Annotated in this window: 15 protein-coding genes, 2 pseudogenes and 1 other annotated feature; of the genes and pseudogenes, 5 read left to right on the forward strand and 12 right to left on the reverse strand. The window is 42.0% G+C overall.

The window, feature by feature from the left end; translation table 11 throughout:
• Positions 1 to 51 precede the first annotated feature (51 nt).
• From btuC to AAC853_RS13925, 12 genes and pseudogenes are all read right to left on the reverse strand, one after another.
• A pseudogene (gene btuC, locus AAC853_RS13880) lies at positions 52 to 1,046 on the reverse strand (vitamin B12 ABC transporter permease BtuC).
• A gap of 93 nt (positions 1,047 to 1,139) precedes the next feature.
• Positions 1,140 to 1,436: an integration host factor subunit alpha gene (gene ihfA, locus AAC853_RS13885; RefSeq protein WP_038233943.1), complete on the reverse strand. Its 297-nt coding sequence runs from the start codon at positions 1,434 to 1,436 to the stop codon at positions 1,140 to 1,142.
• Between the two features lie 4 nt (positions 1,437 to 1,440).
• Positions 1,441 to 3,828, reverse strand: coding sequence for a phenylalanine--tRNA ligase subunit beta (pheT, locus tag AAC853_RS13890; RefSeq protein WP_340614897.1), 2,388 nt, complete (start codon positions 3,826 to 3,828; stop codon positions 1,441 to 1,443).
• A 14-nt stretch (positions 3,829 to 3,842) separates the two neighbouring features.
• Positions 3,843 to 4,826: a phenylalanine--tRNA ligase subunit alpha gene (gene pheS, locus AAC853_RS13895; RefSeq protein WP_189760066.1), complete on the reverse strand. Its 984-nt coding sequence runs from the start codon at positions 4,824 to 4,826 to the stop codon at positions 3,843 to 3,845.
• An 82-nt stretch (positions 4,827 to 4,908) separates the two neighbouring features.
• Positions 4,909 to 5,033, reverse strand: a sequence feature (Phe leader region).
• Positions 4,983 to 5,030: a pheST operon leader peptide PheM gene (pheM, locus tag AAC853_RS17895; protein WP_152669842.1), complete on the reverse strand. Its 48-nt coding sequence runs from the start codon at positions 5,028 to 5,030 to the stop codon at positions 4,983 to 4,985. Its footprint overlaps the feature before it by 48 nt.
• 103 nt (positions 5,034 to 5,136) lie before the next feature.
• The gene (gene rplT, locus AAC853_RS13900; protein WP_010847342.1) at positions 5,137 to 5,493 is read right to left on the reverse strand and encodes a 50S ribosomal protein L20; all 357 of its coding nucleotides are present in this window, start codon (positions 5,491 to 5,493) and stop codon (positions 5,137 to 5,139) included.
• A gap of 42 nt (positions 5,494 to 5,535) precedes the next feature.
• Positions 5,536 to 5,733, reverse strand: coding sequence for a 50S ribosomal protein L35 (gene rpmI / locus AAC853_RS13905; RefSeq protein ID WP_006118955.1), 198 nt, complete (start codon positions 5,731 to 5,733; stop codon positions 5,536 to 5,538).
• Between the two features lie 93 nt (positions 5,734 to 5,826).
• A complete protein-coding gene (gene infC, locus AAC853_RS13910; RefSeq protein WP_273570799.1) occupies positions 5,827 to 6,366 on the reverse strand; it encodes a translation initiation factor IF-3 in 540 nt (179 codons plus the stop codon).
• Positions 6,367 to 6,369: 3 nt separating this feature from the next.
• Complete coding sequence (gene thrS, locus AAC853_RS13915; protein ID WP_338882528.1) at positions 6,370 to 8,298, reverse strand: threonine--tRNA ligase; 1,929 nt, start codon at positions 8,296 to 8,298, stop codon at positions 6,370 to 6,372.
• A 445-nt stretch (positions 8,299 to 8,743) separates the two neighbouring features.
• On the reverse strand, positions 8,744 to 9,280 hold the full coding sequence (locus AAC853_RS13920; RefSeq protein ID WP_338882533.1) for an Ail/Lom family outer membrane beta-barrel protein: 537 nt from the start codon (positions 9,278 to 9,280) through the stop codon (positions 8,744 to 8,746).
• A 214-nt stretch (positions 9,281 to 9,494) separates the two neighbouring features.
• Positions 9,495 to 9,817 (reverse strand): annotated as a pseudogene (locus AAC853_RS17900) (hypothetical protein).
• A gap of 325 nt (positions 9,818 to 10,142) precedes the next feature.
• A complete protein-coding gene (locus tag AAC853_RS13925; protein WP_340614898.1) occupies positions 10,143 to 10,823 on the reverse strand; it encodes a transglycosylase SLT domain-containing protein in 681 nt (226 codons plus the stop codon).
• Between the two features lie 295 nt (positions 10,824 to 11,118).
• Between AAC853_RS13925 and AAC853_RS13930 the strand changes: the two genes are divergently transcribed.
• The 5 genes from AAC853_RS13930 to AAC853_RS13950 all read left to right on the forward strand — a co-directional run bounded on the left by AAC853_RS13930 (position 11,119) and on the right by AAC853_RS13950 (position 15,708).
• Positions 11,119 to 12,033 carry a metal ABC transporter substrate-binding protein gene (locus tag AAC853_RS13930; RefSeq protein WP_340614899.1) on the forward strand — a complete coding sequence of 305 codons (915 nt, stop codon included), beginning with the start codon at positions 11,119 to 11,121 and terminating at the stop codon, positions 12,031 to 12,033.
• Positions 12,030 to 12,941 (forward strand): manganese/iron ABC transporter ATP-binding protein, encoded by a 912-nt coding sequence (locus AAC853_RS13935; RefSeq protein WP_340614900.1) that lies wholly within the window; start codon positions 12,030 to 12,032, stop codon positions 12,939 to 12,941. The genes AAC853_RS13930 and AAC853_RS13935 overlap by 4 nt, the downstream gene beginning before the upstream one ends.
• Entirely contained in the window at positions 12,938 to 13,813 is an 876-nt protein-coding gene (locus tag AAC853_RS13940; RefSeq protein WP_338882538.1) for a metal ABC transporter permease, read from the forward strand. Before AAC853_RS13935 ends, AAC853_RS13940 begins: the two co-directional genes overlap by 4 nt.
• Positions 13,810 to 14,706, forward strand: a complete 897-nt coding sequence (locus AAC853_RS13945; protein WP_340614901.1) for a metal ABC transporter permease — start codon at positions 13,810 to 13,812, stop codon at positions 14,704 to 14,706. The genes AAC853_RS13940 and AAC853_RS13945 overlap by 4 nt, the downstream gene beginning before the upstream one ends.
• A gap of 132 nt (positions 14,707 to 14,838) precedes the next feature.
• Complete coding sequence (locus tag AAC853_RS13950) at positions 14,839 to 15,708, forward strand: fructosamine kinase family protein (RefSeq protein ID WP_340614902.1); 870 nt, start codon at positions 14,839 to 14,841, stop codon at positions 15,706 to 15,708.
• The last annotated feature ends 32 nt before the right edge of the window (positions 15,709 to 15,740 follow it).

Below are 15,740 nucleotides of genomic sequence, written 5' to 3' on the forward strand. Positions count from 1 at the left end.
GCTATTACCCTTATTTCCTTATCTCGCATTAACAGGCAAGTGCGATATTTCTTAATAGTGACGTGTTCTTAATAACAGCCATATAAAAATGGGGGAACCTAAAGTTACGGTAACAACACCTATTGGCACTTCTGCATGGGATAATGATAGACGGGAAATTAAATCTGCCAACAGTAAACCACTGCCTCCCGCCAATGCACTGGCTGGAAGTAATGCCTTATGATCAGTCAAACCAATTAATCTCAAAATATGGGGAATAACCAAACCGATAAAACTGATAGCTCCCGCAAGAGCAACACTCAAACCAACTAATAACCCGATTACCGATACAAATGCATTACGCCATTTATGGTGAGACACACCTAGTTGCCGAGCCTGTAACTCCCCAGAGAGAGGTAATTCAAAATGTTACCTTTACTGCTTAACCATAAGACAGCGGGAAACAATGCAACCATCAGCCATTTTTGGCGCCAATCAACGCCACTGAAACTTCCCATCATCCAATACATCAATTGCCGGAGATCTAAACTGGTACTGAAATAAACCATCCATGTCATCAAGGCGCCAAAGATCACCCCGAAAGCAACGCCAATCAATAACAAGCGGGTATTGGTCACTTGATGTTTTCTGGAAAATCCCAGCAAAATAGCGGTCATAAAAAATGCCCCAGATACCGCGCCAACACTTAATAACCACAATGGTGCAATACCATGAAAGACAAGTATTAAACATACCACTACAACACCAGCGCCATTACTGATCCCAAGCAATCCTGGCTCCGCCAATGGATTTTCGAACAACGCCTGCATAATGGCTCCTGACAGGGCTAAGCTCGCACCAACCACCATCACGGCAATCACTCTGGGCAATCTCAACTGCCAAATAAACAACTGGGCAGGCTCTGATAACCATTGATCAGGCCAAAACCAGATTTCACCGGCACATAATGACAAGATAAACAGAATAACGAATAAAACAGACAAAACCGCCATCACTCGATGGTTACGTTTTCTCTGATAGGTGATCAACTCGTAAACAGAGCGCATGTGTGAGGCCATTTAGAAAATAAATGCTCCTTCCATTGAAGGCTGAAAAGAGAAGATAAGAAAAAGACCGCAAAATGCGGCCTTTTTATGTAGTTATTCTTTGGGTAACGCTTTTTCCACTCTGTTTTTCAGTTTTTGGCCAGGGCGAAAAGTGACAACACGGCGAGCCGTAATCGGAATATCTTCACCTGTTTTTGGATTACGGCCTGGACGTTGATTTTTGTCTCGCAAATCAAAGTTGCCAAATCCAGATAATTTCACTTGCTCCCCATTCTCCAAAGAACGACGAACTTCTTCAAAGAACATTTCTACCAGATCTTTAGCGTCACGCTTGCTAATACCCAGTTTCTCAAACAGATTTTCTGACATTTCAGCTTTAGTAAGCGCCATAAGTTCAGTCCCTCAAGGATGCTTGGAATCGCTGTTCTAGTGCAGCAACGCATTTGTTGACGGTCGCAGCAATTTCTTCTTCTTCCAGTGTACGCATGGTATCCTGCAAGATTAAGCTAATAGCAAGGCTCTTGTAGCCTTCCGCGACACCTTTACCACAATACACGTCAAATAAGTTTATGCCAACTATATGATTTACGCCAACTTTCTTACATTCAGCCAGAACATCTTCTGCGGCTACATTTTCAGGCACAACGATGGCGATATCGCGGCGGTTAGATGGGAAGCGAGAAACTTCCTTCATCTCAGGGATTACGCGGTCTACCAGACCAGTCCATAATAACTCGAATACCACGGTACGGCCGTTTAAGTCAAGTTTACGCTCCAGTTCTGGATGAACAACACCGATATAACCAATGTAATTATTTTCCAGATAAATCCCAGCGCTTTGTCCAGGATGTAAAGCAGGATGTTCTTCTGCCTTAAAGGAAATGTTAGATAGTTTACCTGTCAGTTCTAAAACAGATTCTAAATCACCCTTCAAATCAAAGAAATCAACTGCTTGTTTTTCAATCGACCAGTGCTCTTCGAAACGGTTGCCTGCAATAACGCCACCGAGCATGAATTCCTGACGGATCCCATGCTCCGCATGTTCATCCGGCACAAAACGCAATCCTGTTTCGAATAAACGGACACGGTTTTGCTGACGGTTCTGGTTATAGGCAACAGTAGTCAATAATCCTGTCAACAAGGACAAACGCATTGCAGACATATCCGCCGAAATTGGATTAGGCAAAATTAACGCTTCTTCCTGCGGGTGAAGATATTTCTGAATCTTAGGATCAACAAAGCTATAAGTAATCGCTTCTTGATAACCTTTGTCCACCAACATTGTTTTAACCCGTTTCAATGGCAAATCAGCTTCACGATGTGAAGTCATAATCAGATCTGCGCGCACTGGAACGTCAGGAATGTTGTTATAACCGTAAATACGAGCGACCTCTTCAACGAGATCTTCCTCAATTTGCATATCAAAACGCCAGCTAGGTGCAACAGCCTGCCAACTTCCATCCTGGATCGTGACCTGGCAACCTAAACGCGTCAGGATATCCGTGACTTGTTCATCAGCAACATGATAACCAATCAAGCGATCCAATTTATTGCGATTAAGCGTAATCGTCGCTGGTTTTGGTAAGTGAGATTCGCTAGTAACATCAACGATTTCACCGGCTTCTCCACCACAAATGTCGATCAACAATTGAGTGGCATATTCCATCGCTTTATGCTGAAGCTGTGGATCAACACCACGTTCAAAACGGTGAGAAGCATCGGTGTGCAAACCATAACGACGAGCACGGCCAGTAATTGCCAGTGGTGCAAAGAACGCACATTCTAGCATAATATGCTGTGTTTCTGCATTAACACCAGAATATTCCCCGCCAAAAATCCCCGCCATAGCAACCGGTTGTTTTTCATCAGAAATAATGAGTGTTTCAGCAGAAAGTTCGGTTTCACTACCATCTAGCAGAGTAAGTTTTTCACCTTGCTCAGCAAAACGCACAATAATTGAACCATTTAAACGTTCCAAATCGAACGCGTGCAATGGTTGACCCAATTCGAGCAAAACATAGTTGGTAATATCAACAACCGGATCAATGGAACGAACACCACCACGACGCAGTTTTTCGCGCATCCACAGTGGGGTGATTGCTTTGACGTTCACATTCTTGATCACACGTCCCAAATAGCGTGGACAGGCTTCAGGAGCCTCAACACGAATAGGGAATGTGGCATCTGTAGTTGGTTTAACCGCTTCGATTTTTGGCTCTGCCATGGACAATTTATTGATAACTGCAACATCACGTGCAACCCCCATGATGCTCAGGCAGTCAGCACGGTTTGGTGTAATGCTGATTTCAATCGCATTATCGTCCAACTTCATGTAATCACGCAGATCAACACCAATCGGAGCATCTGCTGGCAGTTCAATAATGCCATCATGATCGTCTGCAATACCTAATTCAGCAAATGAACACAACATGCCTTCTGACGGCTCGCCACGCAATTTCGCTGGCTTAATTTTGAAATCACCTGGCAGCACAGCACCAACCGTAGCAACAGCGACACGAAGCCCTTGTCGGCAATTAGGTGCACCACAGACAATATCTAACAGGCGTTCGCCGCCAACATTAACTTTTGTGACACGCAACTTATCTGCATTTGGATGTTGTCCACACTCAACAACTTCACCAACAAATACACCGTGGAATTGACCTGCCACTTTTTCAACACCATCAACTTCCAAACCCGCCATGGTGATTTGATCAGACAATGCTTCACTATTAATGGCTGGGTTTGCCCACTCGCGTAACCAGAGTTCACTGAATTTCATGAGATATACCCGCCTTATTTAAATTGTTTGAGGAAACGTAAATCATTTTCGAAGAATGCACGCAAGTCTGTAACACCATAACGCAGCATGGTCAGACGCTCCATTCCCATGCCAAAGGCAAAACCAGAATAGATTTCAGGATCAATACCAACATTGCGTAATACGTTAGGATGCACCATACCGCAACCCAAAACTTCTAACCATTTCCCATTTTTGCCCATCACATCAACTTCTGCGGAAGGTTCTGTAAATGGAAAATAAGAAGGACGGAAACGTATCTGCATATCTTCTTCAAAAAAGTTATTCAAAAAGTCATGCAGTGTGCCTTTCAGGTTGGTAAAGCTGATATTTTTATCAACGATCAGCCCTTCTACCTGATGGAACATCGGAGTATGAGTCTGATCATAATCGTTACGGTATACACGACCAGGTGCAATGATACGGATTGGCGGCTGACGCTCTTTCATGGTGCGGATCTGTACCCCAGAAGTCTGGGTACGCAACAAACGCGTCGCATCAAACCAGAAAGTATCGTGATCAGCACGCGCAGGATGGTGTGCAGGAATGTTCAGAGCATCAAAATTATGATAGTCATCTTCGATTTCCGGGCCTGATTCAACAGAAAAGCCCAACTCGCCAAAGAAAGTTTCAATACGTTCAATCGTGCGGGTAACAGGGTGCAAGCCACCATTTTCCATACGACGACCAGGCAACGAAACATCAATTTTTTCTGCTGCCAAACGCGCATTCAGAATATCAGCTTCCAGCTTTGCCTTACGCGCATTCAAAGCTTCTTGAACTTCTTGTTTCGCCTGATTAATAACAGCCCCTGCCGCTGGACGTTCTTCGGCTGGTAAGTCACGCAGCGATGACATCTGGAGGGTTAAATGGCCTTTTTTTCCCAGGTATTCAACTCGCACCAAATCCAACGCGGCAACATCCTGGGCTTCTTCCACGGCTGTTTTTGCCTTTGCAACCAGCTCAGTAAGATGTGACATCGTTTTCCTCTTCCTTCGGCCTGATGGCCCTTTAGTTGTTATCGACTATGTCCTCAATGTTATCGACTAATGAGGCCATAAAAATAAAAAAGCCTCCACACTGGAGGCTCAAGCGCTATTTTTCGTTTCTTTTCTTACGCGCGAAGCCCCCTGATTTCAGGTGCTAAAGTAAAAAAAGAAACGAAAAAAGGCTAACTTTATCATTTGCGTTCTTTCTCCTGTACCCTTCTTGCATTTACTGATTGCAGACAGTATCTAATCTTTTGGAAAAAAAGTAAAAGAGGGAGCAAGCTCCCTCTTTTAACCTGACTTATGCCAGAGCGCCCTTCGCTTTTTCAACCAGAGCAGCGAATGCTACTTTGTCGAATACAGCGATGTCAGCCAGGATCTTACGGTCGATTTCAATCGAAGCCTTTTTCAGGCCGTTGATGAAACGGCTGTAAGACATGCCGTTCTGACGTGCAGCAGCGTTGATACGTGCAATCCACAATTGACGGAATTGACGTTTACGCTGACGGCGGTCACGGTAAGCGTACTGACCAGCTTTGATAACAGCCTGGAAAGCAACACGGTAAACGCGCGAACGAGCACCGTAGTAACCTTTCGCTTGTTTCAGAATTTTTTTGTGACGTGCACGGGCAATAACACCACGTTTTACGCGAGCCATATACTTCTCCTATCGTCTCTGAGTTCTAATCTAAAAAATTGCTTATGCGTATGGCAAACAAGCAACAACCAGGCCCAGATCACCTTTGGAGACCATGCCTTTTGGACGTAAATGACGTTTACGCTTGGTTGATTTTTTAGTCAGAATGTGACGAAGGTTAGCGTGCTTACGCTTGAAACCGCCGCTTGCGGTTTTTTTGAAGCGTTTAGCTGCGCCGCGTACTGTTTTAATCTTTGGCATTTTAATTTCCACTTCGCATTGTTAATTACAACGAACTAGCCAGGCGAATAGACTCCAGCCAGATTAACTGGAGCCTATTACTTGTTTGCCTGACTATTTCTTCTTAGGAGCGAGCACCATGATCATCTGGCGACCTTCAACCTTCGTTGGGAAGGATTCGACCACCGCCAGTTCACTCAGATCGTCACGAATGCGGTTAAGCATCTCGATACCAATCTGTTGGTGTGCCATTTCACGCCCACGGAAACGCAGGGTGATTTTGGCTTTATCGCCATCTTCCAGAAAACGAATCAGGTTGCGTAGTTTGACCTGATAGTCGCCTTCATCTGTACCAGGACGGAATTTAATTTCCTTAACCTGAATAACCTTTTGTTTCTTTTTCTGTTCTTTGATTGACTTACTCTTTTCATAGAGGAACTTGCCGTAATCCATAATACGACAAACCGGCGGTTCGGCATTTGGGCTGATTTCAACTAAATCAACACCAGCTTCCTCAGCTTTTTCGAGAGCTTCTCTCAGACTGACAATACCAATCTGTTCGCCATCTAATCCAGTTAAACGAACTTCAGAGGCGCGAATCTCTTCATTAATGCGATTTGGGCGCGCCGGTTGAATTCTTTTTCCGCCTTTAATACCTTATTCCTCCAATTGGTGAAGATTGCGACTGCGTATTTCTGTCAGCAGTTTTTCTGTAAACTCACTGACCTCAATGCTACCTAAGTCTTTGCCGCGGCGAGTACGAACGGATACTTTTCCTGATTCGACTTCTTTGTCACCACATACAAGCATATAAGGTACACGACGCAGAGTGTGTTCACGGATTTTAAAACCAATCTTCTCGTTTCTCAAGTCTGCTTTTGCACGAATGCCTGCATCTTGAAGTTTTTTAACCAATTCCTGTACATAATCTGACTGGCCATCAGTAATATTCATAACGACGACCTGCTGAGGTGCCAACCATGTTGGGAAAAACCCAGCATACTCTTCTGTCAGGATACCGATGAACCGTTCCAGCGATCCCAGAACTGCACGGTGAATCATGACAGGAACCTTACGTTCGTTATTTTCCCCTACATATGACGCGCTCAAGCGTGCTGGCAGTGAAAAATCGAGTTGCACAGTACCACATTGCCACGCACGATCCAAACAATCATATAGAGTAAATTCAATTTTAGGGCCATAAAATGCCCCTTCACCCGGCTGGTACTCAAATTCAATGCCATTTCGGGTTAATGCTTCAGCAAGATCTGCTTCTGCTTCATCCCACTGTTTTTCCGTACCAATACGTTTTTCCGGGCGTGTTGATAACTTAACAACAATCTTCTCAAAACCAAATGTGCCGTACACATCGTAAATCATCTTGATACAGCTACTGACTTCTTGAAGGATCTGATCTTCAGTACAGAAAATATGTGCATCGTCTTGAGTAAAACCGCGTACACGCATCAAACCATGTAAAGCGCCAGAGGGTTCGTTACGATGACAACTACCAAATTCAGCCATACGCAACGGCAAGTCACGGTAAGATTTCAATCCTTGGTTGAAAATCTGAACATGGCCCGGGCAGTTCATCGGTTTTACGCAATATTCGCGGTTTTCCGATGAAGTTGTGAACATGTTTTCTTTATAGTTTTCCCAATGCCCAGTTTTTTCCCACAGAATACGATCCATCATAAATGGACCCTTTACTTCCTGGTATTGGTACTCTTTGAGTTTTGTGCGGACGAAAGTTTCTAATTCACGGAAAATTGTCCAGCCGTCATTATGCCAAAACGCCATGCCCGGTGCTTCTTCCTGCATATGATACAGGTCAAGCTGCTTACCAATTTTACGGTGATCGCGTTTTGCTGCTTCTTCCAAGCGCTGTAAATAGGCATTAAGCTGTTTCTTATCCGCCCATGCAGTACCATAAATACGCTGCAACATTTTGTTGTCACTATTGCCGCGCCAGTATGCTCCTGCAACTTTTTGCAGTTTAAAGTGATGACAAAAACGCATGTTAGGAACATGCGGCCCACGGCACATATCAACGTATTCTTCATGGTGATACAGACCTGGGCGATCATCACGACTAATGTTTTCGTCCAAAATCTGGATCTTATACTCTTCACCGCGAGCTGCAAATGTGTCACGCGCTTCTTGCCAGCCAACCCTTTTCTTGATGACATCGTAGTCTTTTTTGGCAAGTTCCAGCATGCGTTTTTCAAGCAGCTCGATATCTTCCTGTGTCAACGAGCGATCTAAATCGACGTCATAGTAGAAACCATTGTCAATAACAGGACCGATAGCCATTTTCGTATCGGGCCACAACTGCTTAATTGCATGGCCCAACAAATGTGCGCATGAATGACGGATAATTTCCAAACCTTCTTCATTCTTACTGGTGATAATAGCAAGATTGGAATCAGTCTCGATTAATTCGCAAGCATCAACCAATTCTCCATTAACACGGCCAGCAATACACGCTTTTGCTAAACCAGTACCGATATCACGAGCCACATCCATTACGGAAACAGCATGCTCAAATTGACGTTGACTACCGTCAGGAAGAGTAATTACAGGCATTTAAAATCCTTATGTACAGTGGTGACCCACACGAAAGATCACTTGTATTAAATCAAATTCGTTTATTTTTAATAAGACATTAGCAATTTCTTACTTCACTCTGTAAGTTATGTACATAGGTATATACATCTTTTGCCAAATTACCTATGTACATCGCTAAAACTCAAAATCTATACTAACATACAGGACTACTTAATGTAACTAAGTGACGCCATACGTATTACATTCGCAATGAGTTAATTTTATATAATTTATTGATCTTTATCATAGTTTAAATTCCAACCATCTTTGAGGTGGGATATTGAACCACCAGCCCACAATATTCATTGGGATATGCTGTTTGTGCGTGATTCACAATAAACTGGGTAATGTGTGAACGCATATAGGTTCCTCTATATAACAAAAAACCCGCCGAAGCAGGTTAAGTTATATTTAAATTCATTCACTAGAATCGATAACCAACACCTATCACCCATGTTCCCGCTTTTAACTCACCAATTTTTGAATATTCATATGATGCATCAATGGCTATATTAGGAATTGGATTAATCTGTAAGCCTGCGGCATAGGCAAACTCTGTTTTGCTTTCACTATGTGAATTTCCACCTGATTTAGCTTCCTCTTTACCATGAGCCGCACCAATTAAACCGTAGGCACTCACATATTCATTGATACGATACGCAGGGCCAGCGGTTAATGAATAGTAATCCAAATCAACATTAGCTACCTTGTGTCCGCCACTATAAAAATCATAACCTTGGTGGGTATATGTAAACGAGCCAACTATTCCCCAATTATCATCCAATTCATAACGATATTTAACATTAAATCCTTTTGGATTCTCTTTTAATTTGTCACCCTGTACTTTAACGTGACTCTGAGCATATCCTGCTGAAATAGTGCTTTCACTAGCAGCATGCACGTTTATAGATAGGGCTGATATTCCTGCTGCAATCAATGTTGCTAAAACCAAATTTTTCATAAAAAACCTTTAGTAATTAAAAAATCATAAAAAGTATAGGAAAATTATTGATTTTATCCTGCTGTGTTTCCTAAAGGTTGATCTGAGTCACTATGGATTTTTCACCAACTCATCAACGCAGGCCCCGGAAAACCGCCGAAAAGCAATCGAACATCCTCTCCATATCAAACTTTGCAATCGCTCATCAATCCATCGCATACATCTTTAGGAGGGATCATTGGTCGGATGAATCCTCATAAAATACCCCGTTCCCGCATAGAATCCCTTTCACATCAGCAGTAGAAGACAAGGTAAAATGAAGTTCTGTATTGCCTTCATACCTCTTACTATCAATGTAGAAAATATCAACCTTTTCCTGCGTAAGATTTGCTTGCGGGTTCCCTCTGGAAAATTTCGTACACCCAAATAATGCGCAAACATCATGCGAATAGTCACACGCGCCTGAACCTGGTTTTGATAAGCCCGACAGCAACGCGTTAATGGTTCCATCAAACTAATACACAGAATAGGTGTTAAAATAGCTCCGTAGGAACATATTTAAACGACCCTATGCAAACATATTCCTTAACGTAAATTGGAAATTACAACAATTAATGAATAAAAGGGCTGTATTTATATGTTGGAAGCTATCTGAGATAACTAAAATAATCCAGGATAGTACCATTATTTTTCATTGAACAAATTGTTTTATTAAAGAAATAACTTTAACCATAAGTTATCATAAATATTTTTTATAAAACATTAATAATCAATACTGCTTGTAAAATATTTATCGAAAATTTGTAATATTCATAGTTTACAAAAGACTATTTTTTTACAATAAAAAATTCAGACTAGCCTAATGAAAATTTACAGATTATGATTAATAAGTTACATCTAAAGAATGATAAGCATTTTTAACTTTCCATAAATAACGCGAATCCTGTGGTGCAGGATGATTATTTTGAACATATTGATAGAATTCATTCGGAGTCATTTGATTAATTTTATTAATTGCCAAAGCTCGGTTTGAGTCAAACGTTCGCAATAATGCTCCTGCACCATTTACATAAGCAACTATCGTTGCGTAGTACAACGTTTCTGGATTAGAAATACCTTCCAGATGCTGCTTTTTCAAGATGCTGATATAGGCTGTACCAAGGTCGATGTTGGTTTTAGGATCTTTCAATTCACGCAGCGTTGGTTGTCCTGATTTCCCTTTCATTCTGTAAGCATCTCGTCCAGCTGTAGATGCCTTAATCTGCATGAGTCCAACCGCATTCGATTTACTAACAACCTCTGGACGAAAATCTGATTCCACCTGAATAATCGCTTTGATGAGCGTTTCATCAACACCATAACGTCTCGCGGCTTGCGCAATAAAACCATCAAATGGGGTGGATTTAAACCTATTTGTCAATTTATGAGTACCAAAAGCAGACTTGTTGCCATCAAGCATACGTTTTACCGTTGATTGTCTATTACTGTCTGACTGGTGTATTTGTTGGCTTGCACATCCAGACAATAACAATATCACTGCAATGTAACGGAGTTTTAATTTCACACTGCTTCCCCTAAATAAAATTAATTCTATAAAGGATATATAATTTTACTGATAAACCAAAAATATTTTTCTATCACTTAATAAAATAAATCTCTTTAATTGCTCGTAGCTAACGCTAAACAATATGCTGGTTTTTTGTTCGCATGAGGTGTGTCGTTGTCATATCAATCGGTAAGAATTTAAGGAGCATCTATCGAATTTATCATCAATTTTGCCTCTATCGCCTTGACTTTACACAAATGATACTGATAATCATTATCAATAATTATATGTACAACGAGTAAGGGTTACCATAATGAATAAAAAATATTCTCTTTCTGATCTTCCGATAGTTAATCTGATCCTTGTTCTATTCACAATGGTGTTATTCAGCCAGCAAGCCCATGCCGAAAAAAAATTCAGAGTGGTTACAACATTTACTATTATTCAAGATATAGCCCAAAATGTCGCAGGAGACGCAGCAATTGTCGAGTCAATCACTAAACCTGGTGCAGAAATCCATGATTATCAACCCACTCCCAAAGATATCATAAAAGCACAGCGTGCAGACCTTATTCTCTGGAATGGCTTAAATTTAGAACGCTGGTTCGAACGCTTCTTTGAAAACATGCAAGATATTCCTGCTGCGGTGATAACCGAAGGTATTACCCCTTTACCGATTCGTGAAGGGCCTTACAATAAAAATCCTAACCCCCACGCCTGGATGTCGCCAAAAAATGCGCTGATCTATATCGAAAATATCCGCAAAGCCTTAGTCAAATACGATCCCGACAATGCCGAAATTTACAATCGTAATGCCAAAACTTATGCAGAAAAAATGACTCAATTGGATGCACCTCTTAGAGAACGTCTTTCTCGTATTCCTGAAGATCAACGCTGGCTCGTCACCAGTGAAGGTGCTTTCAGCTACCTCACACAAGATTATGGTTTCAAAGAAGTTTACTTATGGCCAATTAATGCTGAGGAACAAGGTTCCCCACAACAGGTTCGCCGTGTCATTGACACAGTAAGAGCGAATAAGATCCCGGTCGTCTTCAGTGAAAGCACAGTTTCAGATAAACCAGCAAGACAAGTCAGTAAAGAAACGGGGGCACATTATGGCGGGGTGCTTTATGTAGACTCCCTGTCCACTCAAAAAGGACCAGTTCCAACTTATATTGATCTACTTAACACCACTGTAGACACCATCGCAAAAGGATTTAATCAATGAATCGCTCATCATTAAACCATCAATCGTTATTTGAGCATCCTCATTTAATTGTGCATAACGCCACTGTCACTTACAACAATGGGCATACGGCTATTTATGATGCCAGTTTTGACATTACTGGCGGCACAATTTGTGCATTGGTAGGTATGAATGGCAGCGGCAAATCCACATTATTCAAAACCATCATGGGATTAGTCACACCTTCACAAGGAAAAGTGACGCTCAACAAGCAACCTATCAAAGCTGCATTAAAACAAAATATCATCGCATATGTTCCTCAAACTGAAGATGTAGATTGGAATTTTCCGGTTCTGGTTTCTGATGTTGTAATGATGGGACGCTATGGAAAAATGGGATTTTTGCGCCGCCCTAGCAAACGTGATCATGAAATTGTCAATAACGCCCTTGAACGTGTCGGACTGGCAGACTTGCGTGATCGCCAAATTGGCGAACTTTCTGGCGGGCAGAAAAAACGCGCATTTTTAGCCCGTGCGTTGGCTCAAGAAGGAAAAGTCTTGCTATTGGACGAACCTTTTACTGGGGTAGATGTTAAAACAGAAAATGCCATTATTGACTTACTTCGTGACTTACGTGACGAAGGGCATTTGGTCTTAGTGTCAACGCATAACCTCGGCAGTGTACCTGAATTTTGTGATCACGTTATTTTGATCAACCGCACGGTGCTCGCCAGTGGCCGAACTGAAAATACGTTTACTCAAAAAAATCTGGAAATAACCTTCGGTGGCGTCTTGCGCCATATTAATCTTTCCGCGCCTGAGCTGCATAAAGATGACGATCCACGCACACTGACAGTGATAACCGATGATGAACGTGCTGCCGTCTTCTACGGACATGATCACCATATTCCACCGCGGAAAAACCCCAAAAAAAAGGAAAACCAACCATGATGGAACTGCTTTTACAACCATTCAGTTACAACTACATGGTGAAAGCCATGTGGGTAAGCACCATTGTTGGGGGTGTCTGTGCTTTCTTATCTGCTTATCTGATGCTAAAAGGTTGGTCGCTAATGGGAGACGCCCTCTCCCACTCTGTTGTGCCTGGTGTGGCTGGCGCATATGCTCTCGGTTTACCTTATGCAGGTGGTGCTTTTTTTACAGGGATGCTCGCTGCATTATCAATGACATTGGTGCGTCATATTACTCGGTTACGTGAAGATGCGGTGATAGGTTTTATATTCTCCACTTTTTTTGCCGTCGGATTATTGATCGTTTCTTTAAACCCTACATCCGTGAATGTACAAACCATTATATTAGGCAATATTCTGGGGATCGCTGACGAAGATGTTTTACAAGTGGAAATCATTATTGCCGTTTCCTTCATCATATTAATGGTACTTTGGAAAGATCTGTTGGTTGTTTTCTTTGATGAAACTCATGCACGCTCTATTGGATTATCACCGTTACGGTTGAAAATCATTTTCTTCACTTTATTAAGTGCCTGTACCGTTGCTGCATTACAGACAGTGGGCGCTATCCTGGTTATCGCAATGGTTGTAACGCCTGGTGCAACCGCCTATTTATTGACAGATAGATTTAAACATTTGTTGATTATTGCCGTCGCTATCGGTTCACTCACGAGTGGTCTCGGCGCATATGTGAGTTATTTTCTCAACGGTGCAACTGGAGGAGTGATTGTTACTATACAAACAGTCATTTTCTTACTCGCGTTCTTCTTTGCCCCTAAGCATGGCACGTTAGCCTCCCGCAGACGAGCCAGAAAGGAATCTCTGGCATTGATTCAGGAGCAACGCTCATGAACACATTTATTGAATTAATAACTGAACCTTTCATGCATGAGTTTATGCGACGAGCTATCTATGCGGCTATTATGGTGGGAGCTGTTTGTGCTGTACTTTCCTGTTATTTAGTCTTAAAGGGTTGGTCATTGATGGGAGATGCCATTTCCCATGCCGTTTTGCCAGGGATAGTGCTCGCTTTTGTAACCGGCGTACCACTGGCAATAGGTGCTTTCCTTTCTGGTATATCTTGTGCATTCGCGACAGGATATTTAAAAGAACATAGCCGAATCAAAGAAGATACTGTCATGGGAATCGTTTTCTCAGGTATGTTTGCATTTGGGTTAGTCCTGTTTACTCGTATAGATACGGATCAACACCTGACACACATTTTATTCGGCAGCATACTCGGCATTACCCAGCATGAATTACTCCAAACTTTGTGTATTGCCGGGATCACACTGGCTATTGTGCTGCTAAAGAGAAAAGACTTCATGCTCTACTGCTTCGATCCCAACCAGGCACGAGTGGTTGGCCTTCCCGTAAAACTTCTCCATTACGGATTATTATCACTACTGGCTCTAACAATTGTCGCATCTTTGCAAGCAGTCGGTATCATCTTGGTCATTGCGATGTTAATCTCCCCCGGCATTATTGCTTTTATACTTTGCCGGAGCTTTGATCGCATGCTGATTGTGGCAATGGTTGTTTCTATATCATCCAGTGTCCTTGGAACAATCATCAGCTTCCATATTGATGGTGAAACAGGCCCCTGTATCGTCATCATTCAGGCAATTTTCTTCACTATTGCACTGACTTATGACCAAATAAAATTAGCTTGCAAGAAAGCAAACAGAAGATCGTTTGAGAAAATCTCATCCCAAGAAGTATCAATTCCAGAAAAATCAAATTAAAAAATAATAGAGTGCCATATCAAATTTGAGATATGGCCTTATTAATTCCTATTAAAATGCCTTTTATCCTGTTCAAATGTTACATCTGTCTGTAATATAAGCATAGCAACTGTCAACTTAATGAGGTGAAACATGTGGCAAACAGTGAGCCGACTATTAAGTGAGCATTTTGGTGATGCTGAAATTCACGATAAAAAGGAATTGACAGGAGGAGATATTCACCGCGCCTGGCATGTTAAATATGGTGAACAACCTATCTTTATCAAATCCAACGTAAAAGAAATGCTGCCAATTTTCAAAGCAGAAGCAGAGCAACTGGAATTATTAGCTCGCAGCAAAACAACCCGAGTCCCCGATGTTTATGGTGTAGGTCACGACCGCAACTATAGCTTCCTGCTGCTGGAGCATTTGCCCATAAAACCCTTTAACCCACACAGTGCGTATCTTTTTGGTCAACACCTTGCGAAGCTACATCAATGGAGTGAACAACCTAAATTTGGTTTTGATTTTGATAACATGCTGGCAACGACCATACAACCTAACGGATGGCAAAAGCGTTGGGCCCATTTTTATGCCGAAAAACGCATTGGATGGCAACTGCAACTTGCCGCTGATAACGGGATGGTGTTTGGAGATATTAACCAAATTGTTCAAGTAATCAGCGATAGACTGCACAATCATCACCCTCAACCCTCTCTCCTGCATGGCGATCTATGGCCCATGAACTGTGCATCATTGAACGATAATTGTGCCGTCACTTTTGATCCTGCCTGCTATTGGGGAGATCGCGAATGCGATCTGGCGATGCTGCCACTTTACCCAGATCTTCCTTTGCAAATATTTGACGGTTACCAGAGCATTTGGCCATTGCCTAAAGATTTTCTTGAACGTCAACCCATTTACCAACTTTACTATTTGTTAAATAGATGCAATCTTTTCGGAGGAGAGAATTTTATTCTAATCCAAAAGATAATTGATAAAATTTTATCTGAGCAGACATAAGAGAACTTAATATTTAATTATTGATAATAGTC

This window comes from Xenorhabdus thailandensis (assembly GCF_037996785.1).
Taxonomy (GTDB): Bacteria; Pseudomonadota; Gammaproteobacteria; order Enterobacterales; family Enterobacteriaceae; genus Xenorhabdus; species Xenorhabdus griffiniae.